Genomic DNA, 26,713 nt, shown 5'->3' on the forward strand with positions numbered 1-26,713 from the left:
GTGCGGGGTGTTTTTGTTCAGTTGGGGTTCTTTTTTATTATTTTTCACCCCTGGGGGGGGTTGCGTGTGGGGGGGGCTCCACCCCGTACCACGGCCGGGCCTCGGCCGCTCACACATCAGCCGCCCACATACACGTCCTCGACATAGCGGCCCGCGGTGACCAGCTCCCGCCACCACGCCTCGGCCGCCGCGCTCCCGCCGCCCGTGTGCTTCGCGCACAGCCGCTGGAACGCCTCACGGACGCCCGGGGCCATCCGTGCGCCGTCGCCGCAGACGTAGACCCGCGCCCCCGCCTCCAGCAGGCCCCAGACCTCCTCGGCCTCCGCCTCGATCCGGTGCTGCACGAAGCGGAGCCCGCTCTCGGGCGCGCCGGAGTACGTCGGGCGCATCGACACCGCGCCCGCGCGCTCGGCGTCCGTCAGCTCCGCGCGGTGCAGGTAGTCGACGTCGGGGTGGTCGCAGCCGAAGTAGCAGAGCGCAGGGGCGAGCCGCCCGCCGCCGCGCAGCAGCCGCAGGCGGTCGGCGATCGCCCCGCGGAACGGCGCGAGACCCGTGCCCGCGCCGACCATGATGAGCGGGGTCTTCGACTCGGCCGCGATGCGGAAGTCGTCCCGGCAGGGCTGCACGCGCGCGTGGAGGGTGTCGCCGGGCCGCAGACGGTGCAGGTACGACGATCCGGCGCCGCGGAAGGTACCGCGGCCCGAGCGGTCCGGCGCCGAGAGGAGCGAGACCATCAGGTCGGCGTGGTCCGGCGAGACCGCGGGCGACGAGGAGATCGAGTAGTGGCGCGGGCGGACCGGCGCGAACAGTTCGAGCAGCACGGGCCAGGCGAGTCGGCCGCGCAGGGCAGGGTGGTCCTCGATCAGATCGAGAAGGCTGCCCCTTCGCTCCGTCAGTGCCGCCTGGTCTCCCGCCAGTTGTTCCAGCGCGGCCCGTTCCGGCGGGCACGGGTTGTGCTCAGCGAGCAGGGTGGCCTGCGCGGTGGTCGGGGAGTCACCCAACTCGACGTACCGGCCGAGGAGTTCGCGGACGGCGACGGGACGGTCCAGCGGCAGGGTGGTCCGGCCCGGCCGGTGGGCCCGGATGCTGAGGACCGTGTCCAGGGCGACATCGAGGACCGCTGCCGCGCGCTCGACCGACTCCGGGTCGTTGACCGGCAGGACGGAGAGGTGGTCGGCGGTGCGGTAGGACACGCCGTCCGGCAGTGCTACGCGCAGGAACCGCTTCGGTCGGCCCAGCGGATGGGTGAGGTCGGCGAGATCGGCGGTCTCCGTGACGGTCATCGCCAGCGTGCCGTGCCGGGCGTCCAGCGCGTCCAGGGGTCCGCCGCTGACCTCCACGACGTCGTAGCCCCTGGCCTCGGGCGCGCCGCCGGTCTCCCCGACGCTCTCCGGGTCGCCGTACTGCCGCAGCAGGGCCCGGCGCAGTGCCGAGGTGAAGCGGTCCACCGCGCCGGTGAGGTCCCCGGAGGCGTCGGCCTCGGCGCGCTCCAGGAGGCGGGTGGCGCCCGCTCCGGCGAGCCCTTCGTCGATGAGGGTGGGCACCCGCTGGTAGGTCGCCGACCAGTTGCGGTCGCCGACGCCGAGGACCGCGTACCGCACGCCGTCGGCCGCGCCCGGCGCGGCCTGGCCCAGCCAGGAGACGAACGCGCCCGCGTCGTCGGTGGGCCGGCCGTTGTAGGACGCGGCGACGATCACGACGGGGGAGTCGGCGGGCAGTGAGCCGGCCGCCTCGTCGAGCGGGGCGACGCGCACGTCGAAGCCCAGCCCCGCGGCGAACTCGCCGAGTTGGGCGGCGTACTCGCGGCACGTCCCGAAGTTGGAACCGTGCAACAGCGTCAGTGCGGTGCCCGCCGCCGCCCGGGTGGGCAGCCCGTCCGACGTCCCCGTGGCGGCTTCACCCGCCGCGCCGTCGGAGCCGGAAAGGCCGCCGAGCGCGGACAGTTCGGCGACCGCGGCCCGGCTGCGCACGCGGTCCTCTGCGGTGCGCGGGGCCAGCGTCATGGTGAAGCCGTCGGGCTTGAGGGTGAGGGTCTCCTTGACCTTCAGGCGGTAGCCGGCTCGGTCGATGAAACGGTAGCGGTGCACCAGCATGCCGAGCAGCATGGTGGCCTCGTGCAGCGCGAACTGCCGCCCGATACAGGCGCGTTCACCGGTGCCGAAGGGCTTGTAGGCGTGCGGGGAGCGGGCCGCCTCGGTCTGCGGGGCGAAGCGCTCGGGGTCGAACTCCTCGACGTTGTCGCCCCAGACCGGGTCGCGGTGCAGCATCGGCGTGAGCACCACCACGTTCTGGCCCGCCTTGACCGGGTGGCGCCCGCCGAGGGTCGTGTCGGCGCGGGCCCGGCGCTGGAAGGCGGGGGCGGTCGGCCACAGCCGCAGCGCTTCGCCCAGCACCTGGCGTACGTAACGCAGCCTGCCCACGTCCTCGTACGTCGGCTCGGGGTCCGGCTCGTCACCCCACAGCGCGTCGACCTCGGCCTGCGCGAGGTGCAGGACCGCGGGGTTGCGCACCAGATGGTGCAGGGCGAAGGACAGCGTGCCCGAGGTCGTCTCGTGCCCGGCGATGAGGAAGGTGATGACCTGGTTGCGGATGTTCGCCTCGTCCAGGGTCTCGCCGCTTTCGGGGTGCGGGGAGTTGAGCATCAGGCCGAGCAGATCGTCGGTGCCGGTGTCGCCCGACGTCTTGCGGGTCTCGATCACCTCGTCGACGACCTCGGCGAGGAAGGCCGCGTCGGCCTCGAAGGCCGCGTCCTGCGCGCCGTACGCTCCGGCGGGGTCCCGGGCCAGTTTCGCCTGGCTGTGCGCCAGGCCCCGGACGAGCGCCCGTACGAAGGGGTGGGGTTCGGCGCGGCCGAAGGACTCGAAGTCGTAGCCGAACCCGGCCAGGCCGATGGTGTCCAGCGTCATCCTGGTCATGTCCTGCGACACGTCCACCGGCGCGGACTCGGCCGCGCCCGGCGTGAACCGGCCGTCCCAGGAGGCGATGAGGCGCCGGGCCACGCGCAGCATGTGCGGGTGGTACGTACGCATCGAGTTCATGGCGAAGGCGGGGAGCAGGATGTCGTGCGCCTTGGCCCAGTTGGGCTCGTCGTCGTACGCCGTGAACAGGCCGTCACCCGCGATGCCGCGGACGTTCTCCAGGGCGGGACCGATGCCCTTGGAGAACCTGGTCTCGTCGGCGAGCTCCTCGACCAGCTCAAGGGAGCTGACCCAGACGGTCTCGCGACCGTGGTACCTGCGGACGTAGATGGGGCCGTGCCGCCGTGCGAGCTCCACGGACTGCTGGATGGGGGTGGCGGTCGGTCCGGCCGCCGTCACATCGACGGTGGGCAGTACGAGGTCCGGGTGGTCCCGGAGACCGCAGACCTCGACGGGGTGTTCTTCGCTCATCGGCCAGTGCCTCTTCCCGTGGACGCAGGGGAGTTGAGCGCCCAGGAGTGGGGCGCCGTCCCTACCGTGGCCCGCCCGGGCCCGCGGTCCTCGGCGAGAACTACATAATCTTGTAGGGGTCTTTTCGACCCTGGCGCTTGCGCACGGAGCGCCGAAGTGTCTGGTGGCGGTGGCGCGGGACGGGCGGGGAGTGATGTACGTGAGTGATCCGGGCGGACCCGACAGCGGCCCCGGCGACGGGGCGAAGAGCACGGCGAAGGTCGCCGACGCGGCCGTCTGGCGCGGGCGTTTCCTGAGCCTGCTCGACCGTTCCCCCACCCCGACCGCCATCGCCGGCGCGGACGGCCTCGTCTCCGTCGCCAACCCCGCGTTCGCCGCGGCCCTGGGTTTGCAGCCGGGCCGCGTGGCGAACCGGCTGCTGCTCGAACTGCTCACCCCCACCAACAGCCGACAGCTCCGCAAGCTCGACGAGGCCATGCGCTCCGGCCGCAGATCCCGCTACCCCGTCGAGGCGACCTGGACGGCGGGCGGCACGGCACGGCACGGTCAGGTGACCGTCGAACCGGTCACCGACCCGCTGGAGGAGACCCCGCCCCTGCTGGTCACGCTGCGCGTGGCGGAGGAGCGGGCGGAGCGGGCCGCGAGCTCCGCCCCGGCCGACGCGGAGGGGTCCGGGGCGGAGCTCGCCCACCCCGCTCTGAGCGCGCAGGAGGCCCGCATCCTGCGCCTGGTGGCAGGCGGCGCCACGACATCGGTCGTGGCGCGCACCGTCGGCATCGGCGCCGACGGCGTCAACTACCACCTGACGAGGCTCTGCCGCCGTCTCCAGGCACCGAACCGGACGGCCCTCGTGGCGCGGGCCTACGTACTCGGACTCCTGGACCCGGTCGCGTGGCCGCCGAAGGTCTCGGCCCCCACCGCGCGCCGCACGGGTCCGTCGTAACGGGTCCGTCGTAGACGGCTCCTGACCGGGCACGATCCTTGACCGGCGCGCCAAGTACCCTTGCGCCGTGATGATGCGAAAGACCGCCGATGTGAGTGTCGACGCGATGATCGAGGACCTCAGGACGCTCGTCGAGGTCGAGTCGCCCTCGCGCGACGTCGCCGCCCTGACGGCTTCGGCCCAGGCTGTCGCCGCCGTCATCGAGAACCGTCTGGGCGGGCAGGCCCTGCTCGTCGGGAGCGAAGCCGGTCCGCACGTCCACTGGTCGGCCGGTGGCGACCCCCGGGTGCTGATCCTCGGCCACCACGACACGGTCTTTCCGCTCGGCACGCTCGGACGCCGTCCGTTCGAGGTCGAGGGCGGGCACGCGACCGGCCCCGGGGTCTTCGACATGCTGGGCGGTCTCGTCCAGGCCATTCACGGACTGGCGGCGCTGGAGGACCTGTCCGGCGTGGAGATCCTGGTGACCGCCGACGAAGAGGTCGGCTCCCACTCCTCCCGTGCGCTCATCGAGGAGCGTGCCCTTGCCTGCGGCGCCGTCCTGGTGTTCGAGGGCGCCGCCGACGGCGGCGGGCTCAAGACCGGCCGCAAGGGGTGCGGCACGTTCGAGGTCTCCGTCAAGGGCCGCGCCTCGCACGCGGGCCTCGAACCCGAGGCGGGCGTCAACGCCTTGGTCGAAGCGGCACACCAGGTCCTGGACATCGCCGCGCTCGGCCGTCCCGAGATCGGCACGACCGTCACGCCGACCGTCGCCTCTGCGGGCACGCTCGACAACGTCGTTCCCGCCGAGGCGACCGTCGTCGTCGACGTACGGGTCGAGACCGCCGAGGAGAAGGACCGGATCGAGACCGCCTTCGCGGCGCTGACCCCGCACCTCGCGCAGGCCCAGGTGACGGTCCGGGGCTCGGTCGGCCGCCCTCCGATGCCCGAGTCGGCGGCCGCCGGGCTGTTCGCGGTGGCACAGCGACTGGTGCCCGGAGTGGTGGGCAGGGCGGTCGGTGGCGGAAGCGACGGCAACTTCACGGCCGCGCTCGGGGTGCCGACCCTGGACGGCCTCGGCGCGGTCGGCGGCGGCGCGCACGCGGATCACGAGTACGTGGTGGTCGACGCCATGGCCGGACGGGCGGACCTCGTCGCCGGTCTCGTGCGCGCGATCCGGAACGGCGAGCACTTGTCCCAAGGGGCCGACGACAGGCGCCGGCGAGAGGAGCCGACGGCGCGGTGACCGGCGGCGACGGTTAGCGTAGGCCCATGGGAGCTCAACGGCCCGGGGCGGTGGACGAACCCACGGACCCCGACATCGATCTGTCCGTGGCCGCGCAGCGCCGCGACCTTGCGCGGGGCCGCCGGGGCCAGTGGCAGATCCTCGCGGCGGTCTCCGTCGGCGGCGGCGTCGGCGCCGTGGCCCGGTACGCGGCGTCGACGATCTGGCCGGGTGCGACCGGCGGGTTCCCCTGGACGACACTCGTGGTGAACGCCGTGGGGTGCGCGGCGATCGGCGTCCTCATGGTGCTCGTGAGCGAGGTGCGGACGGCGCACCCGCTGGTGCGGCCCTTCCTCGGCACGGGAGTTCTCGGCGGCTTCACCACCTTCTCGACGTACGCGGTGGACATCGAGCGCCTGGTACGGGACGGCCGGGCCCGCACCGGCCTGGCCTATCTGGGCCTGACCCTGCTCGCGGCCATCGCGGCGGTGTGGTGCGCGGCGTGGACGACGCGCCGCGTGATGGCGTGGAGGCGCACGTGAACTGGCTGCTCGTCGTCGCCGGCGGCATGATCGGCGCCCCGCTGCGCTACCTCACCGACCGTGCCGTGCAGCTCCGGCACCAGACCGACTTCCCCTGGGGCACCTTCACCGTCAACGTGGTGGGCTGCCTGGTCCTCGGGGTGGTCACCGGCGCGGTCGTGGCGGGCGCGGCGACCTCGCACACTCAACTGTTCCTCGGCACCGGCCTGTGCGGGGCACTGACGACCTACTCGACCTTCTCGTACGAAACCCTGCGGCTCGCCGAGCGCGGTGCCGGGTTCTACTCGGTGGCCAACGCACTGGGAAGCGTCGTCGCGGGCCTGGGCGCGGCGTTCGCGGGGGCGGCCGTGGCCGAGGCCCTCTGGCCGTGAGGCGAGCCCTGAGGGGACACGCGCGATCCCCGCAGGGCCGCCCCGACCGGCCTCACACCTGGGCGAAGTCCCCGCTCAGTGCGGCGGCCATGCGCAGGTGCGGTCTCGCGTCGTCCGCGCGGCCCTGCCGCTGCAGGGTGCGCCCCAGCATGAGCCGCGCGTAGCTCTCGACCGGGTCGATTTCGAGGACCTCGCGCAACGCGGCCTCGGCGCGCAGCAGTTGGGCCGAGTGGTAGTAGGCGCGCGCAAGGAGCAGACGCGGGGCGACCTGCTCGGGCACCTCGTCGGCGAGGGCGTCCAGGATCCGCGCCGCCGTCACGTACTCCTTGGCGTCGAAGAACAGCCGCGCACGCTCCCAGCGCTCGGCCGCCGTCCCGTGGTCGTCATAGGTCATGTCCACTGTCTGCCTCCTTCGAGGCCTGCAACGACGCCATGTAGTTGAAAATTCCATGATGGTCGCGCGGCGCGTGTGAGGCCGCAAGATGCGTGGGAATCGTGAAGATCTCCCGCGTGATTCTCCGGATTCGGTCACTTGAGCGGAAAACTCTGAGGGCTCACTCGGCGCTTTCGAACAGGTCGGGCGCCGACCCACACGATGGGAGACCGATCAACGATGTTCACTCTGGTACGGCGCAGAGCGCGGACGGCAGCGCTCGCGCTCTCGGCCGTCGCGGCCCTCGCCTTCGGCACGACCGCCGCGACCGGCGCGGCGGCGGCCCCCGCGCCCGCCCCCGCACCCACGAAACAGGGACCGACCTCGGTGGCATACGTCGAGGTGAACAACAACAGCATGCGCAACGTCGGCAAGTACACCCTCGCCAACGGCGGCGGCAACGTCTTCGACGTCGCCGTGATCTTCGCGGCGAACATCAACTACGACACCGGCAAGAAGGCGGCGTACCTGCACTTCAACGAGAACGTGCAGCGCGTCCTCGACAACGCCGCCACGGAGATACGGCCGCTGCAGCAGAAGGGCATCAAGGTCGTCCTCTCGGTGCTCGGCAACCACCAGGGCGCGGGCTTCGCCAACTTCCCGTCCAAGCAGGCTGCTTCGGCGTTCGCCAAGCAGATGTCGGACACCGTGGCCAAGTACAACCTCGACGGCATCGACTTCGACGACGAGTACGCCGAGTACGGCAACAACGGCACCGGTCAGCCCAACGCCAGCTCGTTCGTGAACCTGGTGACGGCGCTGCGCGCGAACATGCCGAACAAGATCATCAGCCTCTACAACATCGGCCCGGCCGCGTCGCGCCTCTCCTACGGCGGCGTCGACGTCTCGTCCAAGTTCGACTACGCCTGGAACCCGTACTACGGCTCCTGGCAGGTCCCCGGCATCGCCCTGCCCAAGTCGAAGCTGTCGCCGGCGGCCGTCGAGATCGGCGGGACCTCGCAGAGCACGGTCGCCGGCCTCGCCCGCCGCACCGTCAGCGAGGGGTACGGCGTCTATCTGACGTACAACCTCGACGGCACCGACCGCAGCGCCGACGTCTCCGCGTTCACCAGGGAGCTGTACGGCAGCAACGCCGTCTACACGCCGTAGGACGACGGTGCGTGCCGCGTTCTGACAACGATGTCGGCGCACGGTCCGCACGTCGTGGCGGTGTGACGTCACAGGGGGAGGGCCGCCTCGGAGGGGGTTTCCGGGGCGGCCCGACTCGTGGGAGCTACCTCAGTCCGCGGTCCAGCGCGTTGAACAGGACGTTGTTCGAGGTGTCTCCGGACATCTCCCAGATCATGCCGCCGAGCAGACCCTTGGACTTGATGTACTGGGTCTTCTTCTCGATGGACCAGACGTCGTCGAAGGACCACCACTGGCCGTTCGCCCCGGTGTAGCCGTACGTGGAGACGGACTGCTCGTCGTGGTAGACGGTCAGGTTCGGGAAGGCGGCGACGAGGTTGTCGTAGCCGCGGGTGCCCGCCTCCTCCTGGAACTGGCCGGGCGCGGCGCCGTTGGCGCTCTGCCACTCGCCGTGCGCGCCGCCGTCGGCGACCTGCTGCCAGCCGCGCCCGTAGAACGGGAAGCCGATGGTCAGCTTGCGCGGCTTGACGCCCTGATCGGTGTACACCTTCACGGCGTCGTCGATGCTGAAGTCGGTGGGGTAGGGACTCTGCGCGTCCTTGTACAGGTTGGCCTGGTGACCCGTGCGGTTCGGTTCCCAGGAGTTGTCGCTGCCCGCACCGTGGAAGTCGTAGCCCTGGACGTTGCCGAAGTCCAGGTACGTGAAGACCTCCTTGAGGTCCCAGCCGTCGTTGATCTTCTTGGCGTCGGCCGGGGTGAAGGCGGTGAGCAGCCGGTGGCTGCCGCCGAGCGCGTCGAGCTGCTTGCGGAACTCGGCGATCAGGGCCGTGTTGTTGGCCTTGTCGTCCGTGCTCCAGTGGTTGCCGGGGTGACCGTCCGGCGAGCCCGGCCACTCCCAGTCCAGGTCGAAGCCGTCGAAGATGCCGGCGGCGACGCCGTCACCGCCCGCTCCGTTGTACGCGGGCAGATTGCCCTTGATGTACATGTCGACGCAGGACTTCACGAACTTCTTCCGCGAGTCGTCCGTCCTGGCGACGTCGGAGAAGTACTTGGAGTAGGTCCAGCCGCCGAGCGAGACGACCACCTTGAGGTTCGGGTGCTTGGCCTTGAGCTTCTTCAGCTGGTTGAAGTTGCCGCGCAGCTTGCCCCAGCCGTCGTCGGCGACGCCGTCCACGGACTGCCCGGCCGGGAAGGCCCGGCCGTAGTCGGCCTCCGCGTCCCCGGCCCCGTCGCCCTGGTTGGGATCCTGGGGGTTCTGCGTGGTGCCCTTGGTGACGCCGTTGAGGCAGGTGAGGTTCTTGGGGTCGATGTTGGCGAAGGCGTAGTTGACGACGTCGAGCTTGGCCGCCGCGCCGGAAGTCTCCAGGTCGCGCACGAAGTACTGCCTGCCGTAGATGCCCCACTGCACGAAGTAGCCGACCTTCGCGTAGCCGCCCTGACCGACGGGCTCCTTGGTGGTGACCGACAGGGTGTTGCTCGCGGGCGACGCGTTGTCGGCGGCGTCCCGCGCCCTGACGGTGAAGGAGTACGGCGTGTCGGGCGTCAGTCCCGTCACGGTGCTGGTGAGCGTGTCGGCGGGCAGGCTCTCCACGAGGGTCGTGCCGCGGTAGACGTCGTATGCGGCGACGCGCTGGTTGTCGGTGGCCGCGTCCCAGGCGAGCTTCACGGTGCTCGAAGTGACCTCGCCTGCGCGCAGGTTGCGGGGCGCGGTGGGCGGCACGGTGTCGGTCGCGGGGTCCACGGTGGTCGCGCTGACGGGAGCGCTCACCTCGCCGACGTTGCCGCGCGAGTCCTTGGCCCGGACGCTGAACTGGTAGGCGGTCGCGGGTTCCAGACCGCGCACGGTGGCCTGGGTGGTGGCGCTGGCCGCGACGACGGTGGTACCGCGAAGGACCTCGTACGAGGCGACGGGGAAGTCGCCCTGCGCGGCCGCCGTCCACTTCAGGCTGACCGTACGGGCGGTGGCGTCGGCGACGCTCAGCCCGGTGGGAGCCTTCGGCGGGATGGCCGCGGTGCCGTCGCACTTGTCGCCGTTGATGAGGCAGCCGGTGGGCGCCTTGAGCTGGCCGCTGCCGCGGAAGCTGTAGCTGTACGGCTCGGTGTCACGGCCCGCCGGGACGCGGGCGTTGTAGTACGCGGGCGTCACGACCACGTGCTTGCCCTTGACCTCCGCGGTGCCGTGGGTGTGGTCGCTGACGGTGACGCCGTCGGGCAGGTCGAACTCCAGGGACCAGGTGTCGACGGCGGTGTCGCCGCTGTTCTTCACGACGAACTTGCCGGTCCAGGACGAGCCGCTGCCCTCGCTGACGAAGGTGGCGGTGAGCTTGGCGGCCGCGATGGCGGGGGCCGCGAACGAGGTGAGTCCGGCCAGCGCCAGTGCGAGCACGGCGAGGACGGCGATGAGGCGTCGGGGGCGGGCCAGGACCCTGTGGGTTCCGGCTGGGGATCTGAGTGGGGACACGGCTCTCCTTGGGGGAGGTGAGGCGTCCGTCCGTGCCGGGCCTGCCGAGGCCGGGTGCCGGGGCTTGTCGGGAGGCTCTCCTTCGGTTCGCGTCCGGGTGTCCGCCGCTGCCTACGTCGTGCCATGGCGCACGCGGGCAGGGGCGGATGCGGGAACGGGTCCGGTGGGGCGGAGGTCGGACGCGCATCCTGCGGTACAGACCTCTTAGAGAACCACCCTCCGTGGGCATGTCAACGCGGGCGGAAAGGCCTGCCGGCCGTACCAATGCGTGGTTCCGGACCCCTCTGCCACGCTCCCGCGCCCGTAAAGGCCTGGACCAATGCGGCGAGATTTTGCTTCACCTTGACTCGGTGGCTGATCGAGTACGCGACGGCAGGTCCGGCAGGTCCGCCTCGGTGCGGGCGAGGAGGATCTGGTCGAACAGGGCACCGTCGCCGTTGCTGCGCACGGCGAGGTGGTCGACGACCTTGACCGCTCCGGCGGTGATCTTCCACAGGTCGAAGCGTTCGGCCTTCCAGTCGGCGGGGACGGGGCCCTCGATCCGCTTCTCGACCATGGACGTCTGCGGTGGCCAGTGCGAGTCGCCGACGGACACCGAGAAGACCGGGGCGGACTTCGCGGGTCCGAACCGGACGCTGATCCCCGTGGTCCTCGGGCTGAGGGCCTTCCAGGCGAACTGGAGGTAGCGGTACTGGCCCGGGGCGCTCGGGTTCTCCACGATCCTGAAGTCCCAGTCGTGCATGGCGTGTCCGAAGGGGGCCCTCGACGTGGGGTAGCGCTCCACCGCCTTCTTCAGGCGCAGGCACCTGGTCCCGACGGCGGCGCCACCGATCTGGATCTCGGCGGCCGCACTGTCCTCCACGATGTCGCGCACGTCGTCCTCCCGGTCGTCGAAGAGGACAGCGAGCGCGTTCCCCGCCAGCACGTCCCGGTGGGAGTTGCCCACCACGGTGCCGTGGAAGACGAGTTCGCCGAGGCGGATGTTGCCCACCGGCCAGATGCCGCCGCCGGTGGTGCGCAGCCGGAAGCGGGAGGAGGACAGGGCCTCGAACGTGTGGCTGTGCACGGCGCCCGCGTCGGAGAGGAGTTTCGGGCCGTCCTTCCAGAGCCCGGCCTTGGTGTCCCACCACTGCAGTTGGACGTCGCGCAGCCATGACTCGGGGTGGGCCGGGTCCTCGACGAAGGTCACTCCCGTCAGCCGCACCTGCGTGCGGAAGGTGTCGACGTTGAACAGCAGCTCCTGGCCGGGGACGACGCCGATGGCTCCGATGACCGACGGAGGCACCCACGGGTCGGCGGGCGGGTCGGCGCGCCCGTCGCTGAGCAGGGCGACCGCGTTCTGCTTGCCGAGGTCGATGTACCGGGTCGGGTTGACGAGGCGTACGTCCAGGAGGGCGGGGGCGGTCGTGATCAGGTTGGGTGTCAGGTCCTTGGGCGCCGTGGTGTTGCCCCAGCCCGCGCGGCGGACCACCGGAACCGGGTCGGGCGCGAGGAGCTTGGGGCGGATGTCGGTCTCGGACGGGGAGAGCCGGGTCCGCCAGCGTTCGTCGAGGCCCGCGGTGTAGCGGAGCACCGTACCCGTCCAGGTCGCGGCGAGGAGACCGCCGGCGGGCAGCCAGGCCGGAACCGGCAGCGCCCTGAGGTCCTTGGTGGCCAGCAGGGCGCCGTCGCGCCGCAGTACGGCGAGGGTGCCGAGTTCGCTGCCGACGGCGACGCGGCTGCCGTCGGGGGAGACCCGGGGGCGGCGCACGAGATCGTCCCCGGTGTAGGTCCACAGCAGCCCGCGATCGGCGTCGTACGCCTTGAGCTGGTTGCGGGAGGTGACGGCGAGGAACGAGCCGTCGGCGCTGACGGAGACCTCGCCCGCGGCGGTGGGGAGGGTGTTGACGAGGGAGCCGCCGCGGATCACGTACACGCGGCCGCCGTCCGCGTCCGACCAGATCACGGCGGTGCGCCGGTCCCCGCTGACGACGCCGCCGCCGAAGCTTCCCGCGCCGGTGGTGATCGACCACAGGGTGCTGCCGTCCGCGGCGGCGATTGCGGTGATCGTGCGCGCGGCGAAGGTGATGAGGGTGTCGTCGTCGAGGGCGAGGAGGCGCAGCGGGGTCCGCTCGCCGGTCTTCCACCACTCGTGCGCCCACCTCTCGCGCGCCTCGCCGTCGTCGTTGTCCCACAGCGCGAGGCCCAGGTCGCCGGAGGTGGCGACCCAGGAACCGTCGGGCGCGGCCGCGAAGTTGTTCAGGCCGTAGTCGTGGCCCCACTCGCCCTTCGTCCAGTCGGTGGCCTTCTTGGGCAGGCCGAACAGGGCGAACCGGCGCCGGGGCGAGCCGTCGGCGTCCAGCAGGTACAGGTGGTAGCCCTCGCCGCTGTGCAGGTCGAAGCCCTGTGCGGTGAAGCCGTCGCCGGGGGCGCTCGGGGCGTAGGCGAAGTGGTGGCCGAGGCGGCGGCGCCAGCGTGTGGTGCCGGTGGCGAGATCGAGACCGTAGAGGTTCTGATCCCAGTTGAAGGCGCTGAGGGCGGCGGTGCGGCCGTCGGCGGAGACCGCGATGTCGCGCACGTGCGGGCCGAAGGCGTACTCGGCCGGGGGCGGCAGCGGGTCGTGCGTCAGCGGGACGACGGCGTAGAGCCGGGCGGGGACGGTGCGCAGATCCGCGGTGAACTCCCCGCCCAGCAGGCTGACCCGCTCCCCGGTGAGCACGTCGACGACCTGGTGCAGCGCGGGAAGCGTCACCTTCAGCTTCGCCGTCACGGGAACGCGGTGGCTGCACCGCAGGCCCACCCGCCAGACAAGGCCCGGCTCCCAGTCCAGGAGCGTGTTGTTGACCGCCCAGATGTACGTGATGTTCCCGGCCTTGCGCTCGCTGAGCCACACCTCGGGGTTGTCGCACTCGGCGACCGGGGCGACGACGTCCTTCAGGGCGGCGGTGACCTTGGCCGCCTGGTCGAGGAAGATGCGGCGCAGGCGGTAGTAGGACGCGTCGTCGCTCTGTGGCGTCTCGTCGTTCTCGACGTGGGTGAACGCGGTGCCGAGGGCGCGGTAGGCGTCCTTGTACCGCTGGACGCAGCTGTCGTCGGCGTAGACGGGGACGGCGTCCGGCCCCTGGCTCACCTCGGTGAGCGCCGTCTGCAGACGCGGGTCCAGGTCGATGCGCTGGCCGATGAGCAGGACGGCGTCGTAGCCACGCAGGACGTCGGCGCTGACGTCCTCGGTGAAGACGAAGGTGGCCGGGCGGTGGGCGTACAGGCAGGCGGTGTAGGCCTCGTAGAGCCGCATGAAGTACCTGCTGCTGAGGCCCTGCCAGGTCTCCAGGCGCTGCATGCGGGTGGAGACGACGATCGCGACGCGGTCGGCGTTGCGGGCGCCCGCGGTCGTGGGCCCCAGGCGGGCGCACAGGTCGAACGCGGCGCGCAGCATCGAGGTGCGGCCCGCGCCGCCGGAGCGGGGTTCGCCGGGCCTGCCGCCGCTGCCGCCGCCGCGTTCGTCGAGGACGGTGATGCCCTCCAGGTGGTAGGCGCCCTGGTCGCCGGTCATGCCGGTGCCGTTCGCGCCCCGCATCACCTGTTGCAGCAGCGTTGGCAGGATCATGCCGCCGGTGCCGTCGTCGTTGAAGAGTTCCGGGTGGCCCCAGGCCGGTCTGCCCGGGCGCCGGTAGTAGTCGACCATGTGGGCGGTGGCGCCGAGGAGTTGGAGCTGCTCGCCCTGGTAGTGCAGGTCGACCTCGTCCGCGGGGGCGAACATGGCCGGGGGCAGGGTCTGCGCGGCGCGGTAGGGACCGGTCAGCGCGCTGACCTTGCCGGGGAAATGGTGGTTCAGGACGTCGCGGAACCGGGCTCCGGCGTTGGTCTTGAGGGCGATCGAGCGGTCGGTGACGGTGTCGAGGACCGGCGCCCAGCCTCCGGGCTGCTCGACCAGTTGCAGTGCGTCGTTGTACTCCTTGCGCTCGCCCTCGCTCTGCGCCGCGCCTGCGCCGATCGCGCCCACCCACCAGTTCGCGCCCCAGGTCCAGCCGCGGAACGCCGCGTAGGTGTGCAGGCTGTCGGTGACCTTCAGCAGGTCGCGTTCGAGCGCCGCCTGGTCGCGGGCGTCGTGGTTGCCCGGCCAGCTGAGGGGCAGGAAGGTGTCGTTGGCGTAGAGGACCGCCTGTTCCTCCATGCCGAGGGCGCCGTATCCGGCGATGGTGCGGCGGGCGGGATCCTCGAAGACGGCCTTGTCCCAGTGGACGGCGATCCGTGACAGCTTCAGCCGGTCGACGATGCCGGAGTCGGCGGCGGCGTCCTTGAACCTCTCGGGCCACACGTAGCCGAGGCGGTCGACGAAGAGGTTGAGCCCGAGCTTCTTGGCCCTGGCGACGTGGGCCTCGACGGTGTCCGGGAGGTCCGCGAAGACTGGCAGACGCTGCGTCGACGGGTCCTTGACGACGTCCCGGGGGTCGGAGGGGATGCTGGCGTGGTTGTTGGCGTAGATGTCGCTGTACCAGGTGAGGTGGAAGTCCGGCCGTCGCACGAGGCCGGGTCCGAGGTCGAGGTGGAGCGGGGCGACGGTGAAGCCGGGCAGTTGCCGGGCGTCGATGACGTAGCGTCCGGGCGCCAGCGTGGCGGTGTACTGCGCGGTGAGTTCGAGGCGGCCCTTGCCGTCCGTCAGGGTGACGTCCTCGGCGTACACCTCCGTCCCGCCCTTCAGGACCCGCACATGTGCGCTGCCCGGCAGTGGGGTGCCCTCGGCCACGCGGGACACGACGCGCACAGTGATGGGCTCGCCGCGGCCGTAGGAGAAGCGGTTCAGTGCGGTGAACGTCTCGACGCCGCCCGTGCCGGTGCCGGCCCGGCAGGTCATCAGGGACAGCGAGCCCTTGGTGCTCTCGGGTGTGCGGATCTCGACGATGCCGTCCACGACGTAGTCGCTGAGCCGCCCGGCGACGTCGGGTGACACCCGCAGGTGGTACAGGCCCCGGGCGTCGGTGGGCGGGGTGACCGCCCCGGCAGCCAGCGGGAGTTCGGTGAACTCCGGTACGCCGAGCGGCCGCAGCCACACCCGAAGGCGCGGGTCGCCCGGCCACCGGCCCCGGTCGTGGGTGATCGTCAGCGGCATCTTCCGGCCCGCCGTCCACTCGTCCGCCTCGTACGACACGGACAGCCGCTCGATGTCGGCGCCGACCCGGCGCACGAGCGCGCCGGCGAGGTCGTACACCTCGAACAGGTACTTGGGGTCGTTCCGCTTCACGTAGTAGCGCTCGCCGCGCACCCTGAGGTACTGCACCACGTACGGGTCCTTGGGAAGGTCCAGGGTGACGCTGCGCTCGAACTGGCCCTGCGGGCCGTAGACGCTCACCTGCCGTCGGTCCGGTTCCTTCGCCAGACCGGTGGAGACGTGGAGCCGGCCGTTGTCGTCGACGTCGTAACCGCCGAAGGTGAAGCCCGCGGGCCGCACCGGAATGTTCCGCACCAACGCCCCGTCGAGCGTCGAGACACAGACGAGTCCGGCCCCGGCCGCCGTGGGCCAGGCGGTGTAGAGAAGCCCGAGTTCCTCGGCCACCCGCAACCCCGCCGGGCCCTTCTTGGAAGTGGCGTTCTCGTCGAGCCCGGTGAGGGTGATGCGCTTGTCCACGGTGCCGGGCTTCAGCCGGAGCACTTGCCTGCGGTGCTGGTCGATGGCGTAGAACCAGCCGGACCGGGCCGCCTCGACGGCCGAGGGCGCGAAGTAGCCGTCCGTGCTGTTGGCGGTGAAGTCGTCGATGCTGCCGAGCCGGTTGAACTCCTTGTCCCAGAAGTCGATCCGGTGCGGATAGTGGGCCTCCGCGGTCGCGATCACGCCCTGCGCGTCGGCCGTGATCGCCAACACCGCGTACCCGACCCGCCCGAACCGCTGCGCCGAGCCGTCCGACGCGAGCCGTAGCGCCTGCCCGTCCGTGTGCCCGCCGATCACCAGATAGACGTGGTCGTCGCGGCCGAGACCCAGGTGCAGGGCCGGGACGTCGAACGCGGGGTGGTGCCTGGACACGACGTGTTCGATGGTCCTCACGGTGCGTCTCCCTCAGGAAGCCGTGCGCCGACCGGGCGCCGTCGACGGTGCCACCGGTCAGTTTCTCCTCGTGCGTTCGAAGAGGGGAAGCGTCGCGACGAGTGAACGGGCGAACCTTTGTGCGCCTACTGGGCACACCTTTGTGTGGCTGTGTGGCCGGGCCGGGTGCTTCGGGGGTGGTCCGGGGTTCGCTGCGTGCGCACCCCACACCCCACCGCGCGCCTCACGATCCGGTGGCGGGCGGCACCGCGACCTCCGGCCGTTCACGCGCTCGCCTGCGGGTATTCACTGTCCATCAGGACCTTTTGTGCGGGGCGTCACAGAGAATCCTCGGATTCCCCGGGCATGCTTCCCGGAAATCGAGCGGAGGGAGCGACGGATGGCGAGGCGCGTACGGTTGAGGCGCGGGCCCCTACGGGCGCTGTTCGCTGTGGGCGCCCTGTTCTCGTGCCTCGCGCTCGCGGACGGCAACGCGCTGCCCCGCGCCGTCACCGCGACCGCGCGGCCCGGGCCGCCGGACACGGCGCGGGTCGGCGCCCTCTTTCAAGGCGGCCTGGACGACGACCACTTCTGCACCGCGTCGGTGGTGCACAGCAAGGGCCGCAATCTCATCGCCACCGCGGGCCACTGCCTCAGCGACGGCAAGGGCGTCACCTTCGCCCCCGGCTACCACGACGGCAAGGCCCCCTATGGCCTGTGGACGATCGACCGCGTCTACGCCGACGACCACTGGGCCCGGGACGGGGACGAGGACCACGACCTCGCCTTCGCCGTCCTCGAACCCCTGGACGGCCGCCTGGTCGAGGACGTGACCGGGGCCAACACCCTGGACACCACGGCGGACCCCGACCATCGCGTCACCGTCACCGGCTACCCCTCCGACGAGGACGCCCCGCGCACCTGCACCAACACCACGAACCGCTTCCGCGCGGGCCAGCAGCGCATCGGCTGCCCCGGCTTCAGCAGCGGCACCAGCGGCAGCCCGTGGGTCACCGCCGAGGGCCACTTGATCGGCGTCCTCGGTGGCTACCACGGTGGCGGCGACACCCCCGACGTGTCGTACAGCGTGATCCTCGGCATCGAGACGGCCGCCCTCTACGGCAAGGCCGCGCACGGCTGACGCCGCCGGGGGACCTCCCTGGTCAACCAGTCGGGGCCACGGGACGGACCGCTCAGGGAGGTCAGTGTCCCGCTCCGGCCGCACGCCCCCGCGCCTCGGCGCCCAGCCTTTCAGCGCACTTGCTCGGCCAGTCCGACGATGATGCCCTCCGGGCCGCGGACGTAACAGAGCAGATAGCTGTCCTCGAACCGGGCGAGCTCACCGACGAGCTCGGCGCCGTGCGGGCGCAGGCGGGCAACGGTGTCTTCGAGGTCGTCGACGGCGAACATGACGCGGTGCGTGCCCAGAATGTTGTGCGGCTTGTTGCGAGGCTCGACGCTGATCGCCGCGGGGCTGCGGTACTTCGAGAGTTCGAGCCGGCTGTGTCCGTCCGGGGTCCGGAGCATCGCGATGTCGCAGCGGACGCCGTCGAGTCCGGTGCACTGGTCGGCGACGAGGCCCGCGACCTCCGTCCTGCCCTCCAGCTCCATGCCGAGTTCCACGAAGAACGCGACGGCGGCGTCCATGTCCTCGACGACGATGCCGACGTTGTCCATCCGCTGAATCGCCATGATGGCTTCTCCTTCTTCCTGGATGCGGCCGGTCGTGGCCGCTGATGCCCCTGGGACGGAGCCGATGACGCGTTCTCGACATCCGCTCGACATCCGCGTACCGCCGAACCCAGAAGAATCTAAGCCGCGCCGCAGGACCGCCGCAGCAGACCCGCGGGTGGGGTGCCACCACCGAGGGGGAGTACGGCGGTCAGGCTGCCAGGCGGGTGCCGCGGCGCCAGATGGCACGGGTGTTGAGGGTGTCGGTGATGTCGTTGAGCGGATCGCCGTCGACCAGCAGGAGGTCGGCGCGGAGTCCCTCGGCGACACGGCCTCGGTCGCTGAGGCGGAAGCGGCGGGCCGTGGTCGCCGTGGCCGCGCGCAGGGCCCGTGCGGGTGTGAGGCCGGCGGCCACGAGGTACTGCAGTTCGTGGTGGAGGCTCGCTCCGTGTGCCAGGCCCCCGAAGAAGGTCTCGGCCATGGAGGCGTCGGTGCCGGCCAGCACGTCGACGCCGGCGGCGTCCAGGGCACGCACGGTGGCGTACACGTCGTCGAGCTTGCCCTGCGGGTAGCGGTTGTAGCTGGAGCGCAGGGTCTGGTCCCACTCGGGGTCGAGGCGGGCGGCGACCCGGGGGTCGTCGGCGAGTGCGCTGCCGGTGATCCCCATCATCGAGGCGTTGAGACTGATGCAGGGAATGACGAACATGCCCGCGTCCTTGATGACGCTGATGATCTCCGCGGTGTGCGGCTGGTCCATGAACACGTGGGTGAGGCCGTCGATGCCGGCTTCGGCGGCCATTCTGGTGGCCTCCGCGGTCAGCGCGTGGGCCACGGTGAGGGCGCCGTACTTCTTGGCCTCGGCGACACCGGCGTTCACGGTGGCCTGGTCGAGCGAGGGCAGCCCGGGATGCCCCTCCACGCTGCCGTCGTCGATCATGAACTTGATGAAGTCGGAGCCGCGGGCGAGGAGTTGGGGCACGAAGGCGGCCGCTTCCTCGGGAGTGGTGGAGAACGGCATCAGGGGCATCACCGGGGGGAGGTCCCACTGGGGCCGGAAGCCTTCGGGCATCAGCTCGCTCGGGTGACCGCCGGGCGGTGTGATGGCGAAGCCGGAGGAGCGTACGTCGGCCAGGGTGTCGTCGTCGGTGATGGACCCCCGGTTCTCCCGGGTGTTCATCCCCTGCATCTCCAGTTCGGTCGTCACCCCGAACCGCAGGGCGAGCGCCAGGGAGCCGGGGGCGGAGTGGACGTGGGCGTCGATGAGTCCCGGCAGCAGTGTGGCGCCGCTGCCGTCGACGATCTCGCTGCCCTGGGGAGCCTCGCCACCGATGCGGGCGATCTTCCCGCCGTCGATGACGACGGTCTGTACGCCTACCGTCTTCTCTCCGTCGAAGACCTGCGCGTTGGTGATCGCGGTGAGTGCCATGGCGGTCCGCCTCATTTCTCCACTCGTTCAAGATTTACATACTCAATGCTATGTACTTGCCTAGAGGTATGCAAATGCGCGGAAGGGCCTAGACTCGGTCGTATGAGCAGCGCGTCCCTCTCCGAACAGCCTTCTGACGACGTGGCGCTGGACCAGATCGGCCCGGCGTTGTCACGTCTGCGACGACGCGCACCGGCATCCGGCAAGGACCTCTCCCGCAACCTCGTGCTCAACGTGATCGCCGACGCGCCGGGCGAGACGACCGTCGGGGGCCTCGCCGCGGAGATGGGCGTCGCTCAGCCGGTGGCCAGCCGGACCGTCGCCGCCTGCATCGAGGACGGGCTGCTGCGCCGGGCGGCGTCCCAGTCCGACGGGCGCCGTACCGTCCTCGAACTCACCGAGCACGGTGCGGCCGAACGCGACCGCTTCGCCGCTGAACAGCGAAAAGCGTTCCAGGAGATCACCGCAGCCTGGTCGCCGGAGGAGCGGATCCAGTTCGCACGCCTCCTGGTCCGATACGGCGCGGACGCCACCGCCTGGTCCAAGAAGCAGGCCACAAGCCGCGACTGAACGATCAGCGCCCCGACACCGCAGTGTGGCCAGGCGCCGGGTATGCAGACCTGCTGAGGGGACACATCCCGGAGGGGAGGCGCACCGGGCTCCGGGGCGATCCTTCCTGTGCTGAGCTGGTAAGAACCCCATAGGTGCAGCGCTTCGGTGAGCTGCCGGTTGCGCGAAGAGCGCTCCGACCACGCGTGCAAGCCGACCGGCCACCGAACCGACGTCGGCGGCGACAGTCACCGTCACGGGCGCCGGTCCAGGACGCTGTCGTGCAACCAGGGTTCATAAAGTTGCTGGTACGTCACTTGTAGTGGGCAAGCCCCGCAGCCCGCAGCAATCGGTGAACTCGCTCCTCACATCCGGGATCTCAGCACGTCGACCTCACAGCCCGGCGCGGCCGGGTCGAAGCCGTGCTCGACGAGCCAGCGAACACCCAGCAGGCTTCGCAACGACCACCACGCGCGGATCACGTCGAGGTCGATGTCGACGTCGGTGCCGTAGCCGGTGACGACGTCGCCGAGGTGCTCCTCGTGTCCGAGCGTCAAGGTGGCGAGGTCGTACAGGGCATCACCCTGGCCCGCCTCGGACCAGTCGATGATGCCCGTGATCTCGTCGCCGTCGACGAACACGTGAGCGATCTGCAGGTCGCCGTGCGTGAACACCGGAGTCCACGGCCGGAACGCGGCCTCGGCGACCTGGCGGTTGCGGGTGACCAGGTCGGCGGGCAACACGCCGTTCGTCACGAGCCACTCGCACTCGCCGTCGAGTTCCGCAGCCAACTCGTCGAGGTCCCGGCCGGCCCGGCCGGGCCGGGGCGGCAACGGACCGTCGTGCAGCGTCCGCACAGCGGCACCCGCCGCGACCCACGCCGCAGGCGACGCGGTCGACGGCTCGCCGAGACGGCCGAGCGCCGTCCCCGGGACCGCGGCGATCGCGAGCACGGGCGGCTTGTGCCAGAGCACCTTCGGGGTCGGGACCGGCGCCAGGGCCATCGCCTCGGCCTCGATGCCGGTGCGCGTCTGATCGGCGTCAATCTTCAGAAACATGTCGCCGACCCGCAGCGTCGCGCGCTCGTGATGAGCGACGACGACCCTGACCTCATCCATGGCGATCAGTATCCCGGGATGACCGCCGATGTCGCAGGGGTTTATGACCTGCGATTACGCGGCGGCTCCAACTCCAGCTCCGGCGCCCGCTGTTCACCACCTGCTTGGACGTGGCCCGGATCCACCTCGGGCATGCGCTCGACTCGGATCCCTAGCATGCCCTCGCCTCGGATCTCCTGGCCTCGGCGACGAGCTTGCGTACATAGGCGGCCCCCGCAAAGAGGGCCACGGCGCTGACCAGATTGGAGACGGCCACGGTCCAGTAGAGGCCGTCGGGGCTGTCGGCCGCGCTGACCGCCCAGCGGCCGACCGCGATGTTCCCGCCGAAGTAGACGATGTTCAGGACCACGGCGCGGCCGCCGCCTCCGACGTGCTCGAGCAGGGTCAGCGCCACCAGGACCGGCCCCTCGACCACATAGGTGAGGCCCACGATGGCCAGGTAACGGGCGGCCACCGCGGTCGCCTCGGCGTCGCCGGTCATCAGCCGGGCGATGGGTTCCCGGCCGAAGAAGGTCGCGAGGGCGATGACGGAGAAGACGGCGAAGGACAGCAGGATGCCGCTGCGGTAGGTCGGCGCCACGCTGCCGTACGCACCGGCGCCCCGCTGCTGGTTGATGACGATCGCCGTGGCCGAGCCGAGTACGAGGGCGGGCATGATGATCAGGCTCTGCACCGACGAGGCCGTGGAGAAGCCCGCCACCGTCGCCTCGCCGAAGGGGCCGAGCACCCAGACCAGGGCCAGGCTGTAGAGGGAGATGATGCCGAGGGTGGCGCCCACGGGCAGGCCGACGGACCTGATGTGGCCGAGCGTCGCCGGCTGCCACGGGGCACGCTGTCCGCGCCGCCACAGTCCCGCACGGCGCAGCAGCCACAGACCCGCGGTCGTACCTGCCACGGCGCAGACGGCGGCGGCGATGGGCAGGCTGATCATCCCGAGCCCCGCGCCGAAGCCGAGCCAGGCCACGAGCGCTATCTCGACGACCGAGCTCACCAGGGTGAGGACGAGACCCTGCCGGGCGAACCCGAAGCCACGGAGGGCGGACGCGCAGAGAGCGGGTCCGAAGCCCAGCAGGCTGACCACGGACATCCACCTCAGGAACCAGATGAACTCGTGGTGTGCGGAGTCCGACACGTCGAAGAGCGCGGCGAAGGCGGGTGCGCCGAAGAAGAGCAGCAGGGTCAGCGAGGTTCCGACCACCACCCAGACCTTCGTCATGCTCACGGTGAGCGGGAAGACGTCGTCGGAGGCGCCCTTGCCTTTGCTCATCGCGCAGGCGACCTGGGTACTGACGGCGAGGGCGGCGTTGATGGCGCTGAACACCATGCCGAGGGGCAGGAAGAGCGAGCGCACGTACAGCGCGTTGTCGCCCATGCGACCGACCATCGCCACCAGGATCAGCATGGTCAGGTAGCCGACGATTTCCCCCAGGACCATGGGGACGGCGAGGCGGCCGATCCGCAGCGTGTGCCGGGCCGGTTGCGGCTCCGTGGTGACGGGCTCGGTGACGGACGTGTTCGTGAGCGAGTCCATGGAGGTGCCCTCGGTCTTCTTTGTCGGCGGCCCCCGTCACTACGGCAATTCGCTCGTCCGCCAATGCCACGAGAGACTCTTTGTGAAATCGAATGACGTTCCGCATGAAGCGACCGTCAAGCTAGAGGACCTTTCGGCGTACGGTCAAGCATGGGGCTCGGCGGAGAAGGCGATAGGCGAATGTCCCCAATAGGGCCCGTCGGCTGGGCTATTGACTAAATCGCATTAGTTGTTCAGCTTGTTCAGCGTCCCGAGGAGTTGTTTAGTGCCTCGATGGCCGGAACGCCCCTGTGTCCGTTGGCCTGGTGGCGCGTTCCGACCTGTTCGTGAACCCCGCCGACTGACTCCTCGGGCGCGCCTTGTTCAACGGGTGGCGCGGATGATCGCTGAGTGCATGCCGTCGGCGACCGTGTGGGTGGGAGTGATCTCGACGTCGGTGAATCCTGCGTTTTCGAGACCCGCGCGGTATTCGGCGAAGGAGAGGGCTCCGGCGATGCACCCGACGTAGTCGCCGCGTTCGGCCCGATGGGCCGGGGTGAGGGTGTCCTCGGCGACGATGTCGGAGATGCCGATGCGGCCGCCGGGCGCCAGGACGCGGTGCATCTCGGCGAAGACGGCGGGCTTGTCGGTGGACAGGTTGATGACGCAGTTGGAGATGACGACGTCGACGGTGTTCGCGGGCAGCGGGACGGCCTCGATGGTGCCCTTGAGGAACTCGACGTTGGTGGCCCCGGCCTTCTTCTGGTTGGCCAGGGCGAGGGCGAGCATCTCCTCCGTCATGTCCAGACCGTATGCCTTGCCGGTCGGGCCGACGCGGCGGGCGGAGAGGAGGACGTCGATGCCGCCGCCGGAGCCGAGGTCCAGGACCCGCTCGCCCTCGTGGAGGTCGGCGACGGCGGTGGGGTTGCCGCAGCCGAGCGAGGCGGCGACGGCCTCGGCGGGCAGCTGGTCGCGCTCGTCGGCGGCATAGAGGGTTCCGCCGAAGTTCTCGTCGATCTCGATCGCGGCCGGTCCGCAACAGGCGGTGCCGCCTTCGGTGACCTGGACGGCGGCCGCGGCATAGCGTCGGCGGACGGTCTCGCGCAGGTCGGTGGGCTGCTCGCTCATGACGTTCACTCCTCAGAGGTGACGGGACCCGGCAGGCCCCGGATCAAGCTGTATCGATGGTTCTCGATACAACCTTGTGCAACCTTGCACCCAGGATCGAAAAACGTCAATATAGAAGTATGTCGAAACAGAAGCTTGTGGTGCTCGGGCAGGACGAAGACGGCTGCTGCCCGACGCTGCTGACCGCGCCGATGGACGAGGGTCAGGCCGCTGACCTGGCGAAGGTGTTCAAGGCCCTGGGGGACCCCGTCCGCCTCCGGCTCCTGTCGATGATCGCCTCCCGAGAGGACGGGGAGATCTGCGTGTGCGACCTGACTCCGGCCTTCGACCTTTCCCAGCCGACGGTCTCCCACCACCTCAAGCTCCTGAAGCAGGCCGGACTGATCGATTCCGAGCGCCGCGGGACGTGGGTGTACTACCGGCTGCTGCCCGCGACGACGGACAGACTCGCCGCCGTGCTCACCCGCCCAGATTCGGCTCCCCGCGCTTCCGGTCCCCGTTAGTCCGCTTCCCTTTGAGTCCGGTCGCCGCGAGTCCGGTCGCCGTGAGTCCGGCGATGTGCCGACCGGAGCCGCCTCGTGAGCGAGTCGACTGCTGCCAGTGCGGAGCCGGTGATGGCCCGGTTGTCGGAGAATCGGTCCGCTCGCCCTGTACGGCTGTCCACGCCGCTCCTCCTCCCGCGGAGATCCGTCAGAAGTGCCCTAGCCGAACCTCACGCTCTCCCCCCGATAGCTTCCCCACGTCTCGCCTGTGTGCTTCGGCAGCGGTTGCTGCACGCCGGAGCACCCGTAGGTGTCGAACACCACGGCGTCGGTGTCGGTCCTGTTGTCGGCTCCGAAGGCGGGCATGTCGAAGTCGTAGCAGCGGCCGTTGGTCGGATTCGTGATCGCGCCGTGAGTGCCGTCGATCCGGTCGAACACGAAGGTGCCCGAAGCGGCCTGCGCACTGAAGGCGGGCCCGGTGGCCAGAATGAGCGCGGCGCCTGCGGTCAGTACGGCGCGGGTGGCGTACGTGAGCTTCATCAAGGTGGTGTCCTTCCCTCGGGGCCGCCTGATCCAGGCCCTCGTCCGAAGGTCCCGCTTCCAGAGCTGCTGGAACAGAGCTGTTGCCGCGATATCGCTCGAAGGAAGTACTCCTGCGCTGCAGGCACGGCTTTGCGCGCGCGGAGTTGCGGAGTTGCGGAGTTGCAGAACGAGGCGATGGGGTGTGAGTTCTACGACGAAGCGTGCGGGGCGGCCGCCGGCCCTGTCTGTGGCGCACGGGTTCCCCTGGCACGCGCTGCCCTGGCCCCTGGGATGATCACGGGGCTTGGCCGGGCAGGGCCGTTTCGGTGCGCAGCGCCTGCAGGGTGTCGAGTTCGCGGTCGATGTCGCGGCGCTTGGCCTCCAGGCGTGCGGCCTCCTGGGCGAACAGCTGCTCCATGACGCCGTTGCGCTCCTCGAGCGGGGCCTCCATGCAGGGGAGCACCTCGTCAATGGTGGCGCTGCCCAGGCCCGCGGCGAACAGGTGCTGGATCATCACGATCCGCTCGACCATGGAGCTGTCGAAGTCGCGCCACCCGCCAGGGGTGCGCTCGGAGCGGATGAGCCCGTGCTCCTCGTAGTACCGCAGGGAACGGGTGCTGACGCCGGTGGCAGCCGCCAACTCGCCGATACGCATGAGACCTCCTGTGAGTGTGTCGCCCGACGATCTTGCTTGAAGTTGACACCGGTGTGAAGACCGAAACTTCAGGGGCCGCACCCACCGGGGGTGCCTCGGGGAACCGGAGGTCGCCGTGACCGCTCAGATCCATCTGTGGTCGGACTACGTCTGCCCGTTCTGCCTGATCGCCGACGAGCTGATCGAGCGCGCGATCACGGACCGGCCCGATGTCGAGGTCGTCCACCACGCTCACGAGCTGCGACGCCGTCCGGCGCCCACCCTGCGTCCGGAGGACCCGTACCTGCCCGAGATCTGGCAGCGCGCCGTGTACCCGATGGCAAGCCACCACCAGGTGCCGATGCGGTTGCCGACCCTCTCGCCGCAGCCCCGCACCGAGCTGGCCTTCCGGGGCGCCCAGTACGCCGCGGAGCAGGGCCGGGCCGATGCCTACCACCGGCGCGTGATGACGGCGTTCTTCCGCGAAGACCTCGACATCGGGGACCGCGTGGTACTGGCCCGCCTGGCCGAGGAGGCCGGACTCGACCCTGCTGCCTACGCCGCGGCTCTCGACGAGGAGGAGTACGCCGAGCGTCACCGGCAGGCGGTGGCCGAGTCGGCGCGGATGAACATCACCGTCGTACCCACGGTCGTCATCGGCACCCGGCGTATCGAGGGCGTCGCCACCGAAGGCGTGATCCGCCGAGCCCTGTACGAAGCGGCCGCAGCATGACCGCGGACACGACCCGGCTCACGGCTCTGATGGCCGACGCGGTGGAGGCCGGTGTCCGCCAGGTCGAGTCCGGCGGAGTTCCCTTCGCCGCGCTGCTCGTCGCCGACGACGGCTGGGCCTGCGAACCCGGCGTGAACCTCGTCCGCGAGACCGGCGACCCCACGGCCCACGCAGAGGTCGTCGCCTTGCGCCGGGCTGTTGAGACCCGCGGCCGCTCCGCTCTGCAGGGAGCCACCCTGCTGGCGACGGGAGAGCCGTGTGCCCTGTGCTACCGCGTCGCCGCCGCACATGGCATCGCAGTCGTCCGCTTCGCCGTCGATCGCCACACCGCCGCCGCGTGGGGCTTCGACTACCGGGCCGGGTACGAGGCCGCCGCGACCGACCGGCTGCCGCTGGCCGCCGCGGCCCGGCACCTTGCCGTGGAGCGGGGCCTGGCCCCCTTCATCCGCTATCGCGACCTGCGGCGCCAGGACTTCACCATCCGCTCCTCATCCACCCCCACGTAAGGAC

At 70.7% G+C, this 26,713-nt stretch carries 21 protein-coding genes; 10 read left to right on the plus strand and 11 right to left on the minus strand.

What is annotated here, in order from left to right:
• Positions 1–116: 116 nt before the first annotated feature.
• Positions 117–3,389 carry a cytochrome P450 gene (locus ACFVYL_RS14410; RefSeq protein WP_389715463.1) on the minus strand — a complete coding sequence of 1,091 codons (3,273 nt, stop codon included), beginning with the start codon at positions 3,387–3,389 and terminating at the stop codon, positions 117–119.
• Positions 3,390–3,588: 199 nt separating this feature from the next.
• On the opposite strand from ACFVYL_RS14410, the gene ACFVYL_RS14415 reads away from it, so the two are divergent.
• The 4 genes from ACFVYL_RS14415 to crcB (ACFVYL_RS14430) all read left to right on the plus strand — a co-directional run bounded on the left by ACFVYL_RS14415 (position 3,589) and on the right by crcB (ACFVYL_RS14430) (position 6,449).
• A complete protein-coding gene (locus ACFVYL_RS14415; RefSeq protein WP_389715464.1) occupies positions 3,589–4,332 on the plus strand; it encodes a PAS domain-containing protein in 744 nt (247 codons plus the stop codon).
• A 70-nt stretch (positions 4,333–4,402) separates the two neighbouring features.
• Complete coding sequence (locus ACFVYL_RS14420; RefSeq protein ID WP_389715871.1) at positions 4,403–5,557, plus strand: M20 family metallopeptidase; 1,155 nt, start codon at positions 4,403–4,405, stop codon at positions 5,555–5,557.
• Positions 5,558–5,583: 26 nt separating this feature from the next.
• Entirely contained in the window at positions 5,584–6,078 is a 495-nt protein-coding gene (gene crcB, locus ACFVYL_RS14425) for a fluoride efflux transporter CrcB (protein ID WP_389715465.1), read from the plus strand.
• A complete protein-coding gene (gene crcB / locus ACFVYL_RS14430) occupies positions 6,075–6,449 on the plus strand; it encodes a fluoride efflux transporter CrcB (protein WP_389715466.1) in 375 nt (124 codons plus the stop codon). The genes crcB (ACFVYL_RS14425) and crcB (ACFVYL_RS14430) overlap by 4 nt, the downstream gene beginning before the upstream one ends.
• Before the next feature lie 52 nt (positions 6,450–6,501).
• On the opposite strand, the gene ACFVYL_RS14435 is transcribed toward crcB (ACFVYL_RS14430), so the two are convergent.
• The gene (locus ACFVYL_RS14435) at positions 6,502–6,849 is read right to left on the minus strand and encodes a tetratricopeptide repeat protein (protein ID WP_389715467.1); all 348 of its coding nucleotides are present in this window, start codon (positions 6,847–6,849) and stop codon (positions 6,502–6,504) included.
• Positions 6,850–7,062: 213 nt separating this feature from the next.
• On the opposite strand from ACFVYL_RS14435, the gene ACFVYL_RS14440 reads away from it, so the two are divergent.
• Positions 7,063–7,992, plus strand: a complete 930-nt coding sequence (locus ACFVYL_RS14440; RefSeq protein ID WP_389715468.1) for an endo-beta-N-acetylglucosaminidase H — start codon at positions 7,063–7,065, stop codon at positions 7,990–7,992.
• 124 nt (positions 7,993–8,116) lie between these two features.
• Here ACFVYL_RS14440 and ACFVYL_RS14445 read toward each other — a convergent pair whose 3' ends face one another.
• Together ACFVYL_RS14445 and ACFVYL_RS14450 are read right to left on the minus strand one after the other, a co-directional pair.
• Positions 8,117–10,432 carry a glycosyl hydrolase family 18 protein gene (locus tag ACFVYL_RS14445; RefSeq protein ID WP_389715469.1) on the minus strand — a complete coding sequence of 772 codons (2,316 nt, stop codon included), beginning with the start codon at positions 10,430–10,432 and terminating at the stop codon, positions 8,117–8,119.
• Positions 10,433–10,769: 337 nt separating this feature from the next.
• Complete coding sequence (locus ACFVYL_RS14450; RefSeq protein WP_389715470.1) at positions 10,770–16,451, minus strand: WD40 repeat domain-containing protein; 5,682 nt, start codon at positions 16,449–16,451, stop codon at positions 10,770–10,772.
• 379 nt (positions 16,452–16,830) lie between these two features.
• Between ACFVYL_RS14450 and ACFVYL_RS14455 the strand changes: the two genes are divergently transcribed.
• Positions 16,831–17,571: a trypsin-like serine peptidase gene (locus ACFVYL_RS14455; RefSeq protein WP_389715471.1), complete on the plus strand. Its 741-nt coding sequence runs from the start codon at positions 16,831–16,833 to the stop codon at positions 17,569–17,571.
• A 110-nt stretch (positions 17,572–17,681) separates the two neighbouring features.
• On the opposite strand, the gene ACFVYL_RS14460 is transcribed toward ACFVYL_RS14455, so the two are convergent.
• Together ACFVYL_RS14460 and ACFVYL_RS14465 are read right to left on the minus strand one after the other, a co-directional pair.
• Entirely contained in the window at positions 17,682–18,122 is a 441-nt protein-coding gene (locus tag ACFVYL_RS14460) for a VOC family protein (RefSeq protein ID WP_389715472.1), read from the minus strand.
• 190 nt (positions 18,123–18,312) lie between these two features.
• Complete coding sequence (locus ACFVYL_RS14465) at positions 18,313–19,527, minus strand: amidohydrolase family protein (protein WP_389715473.1); 1,215 nt, start codon at positions 19,525–19,527, stop codon at positions 18,313–18,315.
• A 102-nt stretch (positions 19,528–19,629) separates the two neighbouring features.
• Here ACFVYL_RS14465 and ACFVYL_RS14470 point away from each other — a divergent pair, with 102 nt between their 5' ends.
• Positions 19,630–20,097: a MarR family winged helix-turn-helix transcriptional regulator gene (locus ACFVYL_RS14470; RefSeq protein ID WP_389715475.1), complete on the plus strand. Its 468-nt coding sequence runs from the start codon at positions 19,630–19,632 to the stop codon at positions 20,095–20,097.
• Between the two features lie 344 nt (positions 20,098–20,441).
• Here ACFVYL_RS14470 and ACFVYL_RS14475 read toward each other — a convergent pair whose 3' ends face one another.
• The 3 genes from ACFVYL_RS14475 to arsM form a co-directional block, all read right to left on the minus strand.
• Positions 20,442–21,194, minus strand: coding sequence for a phosphotransferase family protein (locus ACFVYL_RS14475; RefSeq protein WP_389715476.1), 753 nt, complete (start codon positions 21,192–21,194; stop codon positions 20,442–20,444).
• A gap of 151 nt (positions 21,195–21,345) precedes the next feature.
• A complete protein-coding gene (locus tag ACFVYL_RS14480) occupies positions 21,346–22,725 on the minus strand; it encodes an MATE family efflux transporter (protein ID WP_389715478.1) in 1,380 nt (459 codons plus the stop codon).
• 363 nt (positions 22,726–23,088) lie between these two features.
• Positions 23,089–23,832 carry an arsenite methyltransferase gene (gene arsM / locus ACFVYL_RS14485; protein ID WP_389715480.1) on the minus strand — a complete coding sequence of 248 codons (744 nt, stop codon included), beginning with the start codon at positions 23,830–23,832 and terminating at the stop codon, positions 23,089–23,091.
• Between the two features lie 119 nt (positions 23,833–23,951).
• On the opposite strand from arsM, the gene ACFVYL_RS14490 reads away from it, so the two are divergent.
• Positions 23,952–24,335: an ArsR/SmtB family transcription factor gene (locus ACFVYL_RS14490; RefSeq protein WP_389715482.1), complete on the plus strand. Its 384-nt coding sequence runs from the start codon at positions 23,952–23,954 to the stop codon at positions 24,333–24,335.
• Between the two features lie 198 nt (positions 24,336–24,533).
• On the opposite strand, the gene ACFVYL_RS14495 is transcribed toward ACFVYL_RS14490, so the two are convergent.
• Positions 24,534–24,854 carry a hypothetical protein gene (locus ACFVYL_RS14495; protein WP_389715483.1) on the minus strand — a complete coding sequence of 107 codons (321 nt, stop codon included), beginning with the start codon at positions 24,852–24,854 and terminating at the stop codon, positions 24,534–24,536.
• A 277-nt stretch (positions 24,855–25,131) separates the two neighbouring features.
• Positions 25,132–25,491, minus strand: a complete 360-nt coding sequence (locus ACFVYL_RS14500; RefSeq protein WP_389715484.1) for a MerR family transcriptional regulator — start codon at positions 25,489–25,491, stop codon at positions 25,132–25,134.
• A 115-nt stretch (positions 25,492–25,606) separates the two neighbouring features.
• On the opposite strand from ACFVYL_RS14500, the gene ACFVYL_RS14505 reads away from it, so the two are divergent.
• Both ACFVYL_RS14505 and ACFVYL_RS14510 read left to right on the plus strand, forming a co-directional pair.
• Positions 25,607–26,203, plus strand: a complete 597-nt coding sequence (locus ACFVYL_RS14505; protein ID WP_389715485.1) for a DsbA family protein — start codon at positions 25,607–25,609, stop codon at positions 26,201–26,203.
• Complete coding sequence (locus tag ACFVYL_RS14510) at positions 26,200–26,709, plus strand: deaminase (protein ID WP_389715486.1); 510 nt, start codon at positions 26,200–26,202, stop codon at positions 26,707–26,709. The genes ACFVYL_RS14505 and ACFVYL_RS14510 overlap by 4 nt, the downstream gene beginning before the upstream one ends.
• Positions 26,710–26,713 lie beyond the last annotated feature (4 nt).

This window comes from Streptomyces sp. NPDC058308 (assembly GCF_042880275.1).
In the GTDB taxonomy this organism is placed as follows: domain Bacteria; phylum Actinomycetota; class Actinomycetes; order Streptomycetales; family Streptomycetaceae; genus Streptomyces.

Bases quoted from the DNA above. Each gene is read 5' to 3' on its own strand.
- ACFVYL_RS14410 (WP_389715463.1), bottom strand. From the start codon at position 3,389: ATGAGCGAAGAACACCCCGTCGAGGTCTGCGGTCTCCGGGACCACCCG.
- ACFVYL_RS14465 (WP_389715473.1), bottom strand. From the start codon at position 19,527: ATGGCACTCACCGCGATCACCAACGCGCAGGTCTTCGACGGAGAGAAG.
- ACFVYL_RS14440 (WP_389715468.1), top strand. From the start codon at position 7,063: ATGTTCACTCTGGTACGGCGCAGAGCGCGGACGGCAGCGCTCGCGCTC.
- ACFVYL_RS14470 (WP_389715475.1), top strand. From the start codon at position 19,630: ATGAGCAGCGCGTCCCTCTCCGAACAGCCTTCTGACGACGTGGCGCTG.
- ACFVYL_RS14500 (WP_389715484.1), bottom strand. From the start codon at position 25,491: ATGCGTATCGGCGAGTTGGCGGCTGCCACCGGCGTCAGCACCCGTTCC.
- ACFVYL_RS14420 (WP_389715871.1), top strand. From the start codon at position 4,403: ATGATGCGAAAGACCGCCGATGTGAGTGTCGACGCGATGATCGAGGAC.
- ACFVYL_RS14475 (WP_389715476.1), bottom strand. From the start codon at position 21,194: ATGGATGAGGTCAGGGTCGTCGTCGCTCATCACGAGCGCGCGACGCTG.
- ACFVYL_RS14455 (WP_389715471.1), top strand. From the start codon at position 16,831: ATGGCGAGGCGCGTACGGTTGAGGCGCGGGCCCCTACGGGCGCTGTTC.
- ACFVYL_RS14510 (WP_389715486.1), top strand. From the start codon at position 26,200: ATGACCGCGGACACGACCCGGCTCACGGCTCTGATGGCCGACGCGGTG.
- crcB (WP_389715465.1), top strand. From the start codon at position 5,584: ATGGGAGCTCAACGGCCCGGGGCGGTGGACGAACCCACGGACCCCGAC.
- ACFVYL_RS14495 (WP_389715483.1), bottom strand. From the start codon at position 24,854: ATGAAGCTCACGTACGCCACCCGCGCCGTACTGACCGCAGGCGCCGCG.
- ACFVYL_RS14460 (WP_389715472.1), bottom strand. From the start codon at position 18,122: ATGGCGATTCAGCGGATGGACAACGTCGGCATCGTCGTCGAGGACATG.
- arsM (WP_389715480.1), bottom strand. From the start codon at position 23,832: ATGAGCGAGCAGCCCACCGACCTGCGCGAGACCGTCCGCCGACGCTAT.
- ACFVYL_RS14490 (WP_389715482.1), top strand. From the start codon at position 23,952: ATGTCGAAACAGAAGCTTGTGGTGCTCGGGCAGGACGAAGACGGCTGC.
- ACFVYL_RS14480 (WP_389715478.1), bottom strand. From the start codon at position 22,725: ATGGACTCGCTCACGAACACGTCCGTCACCGAGCCCGTCACCACGGAG.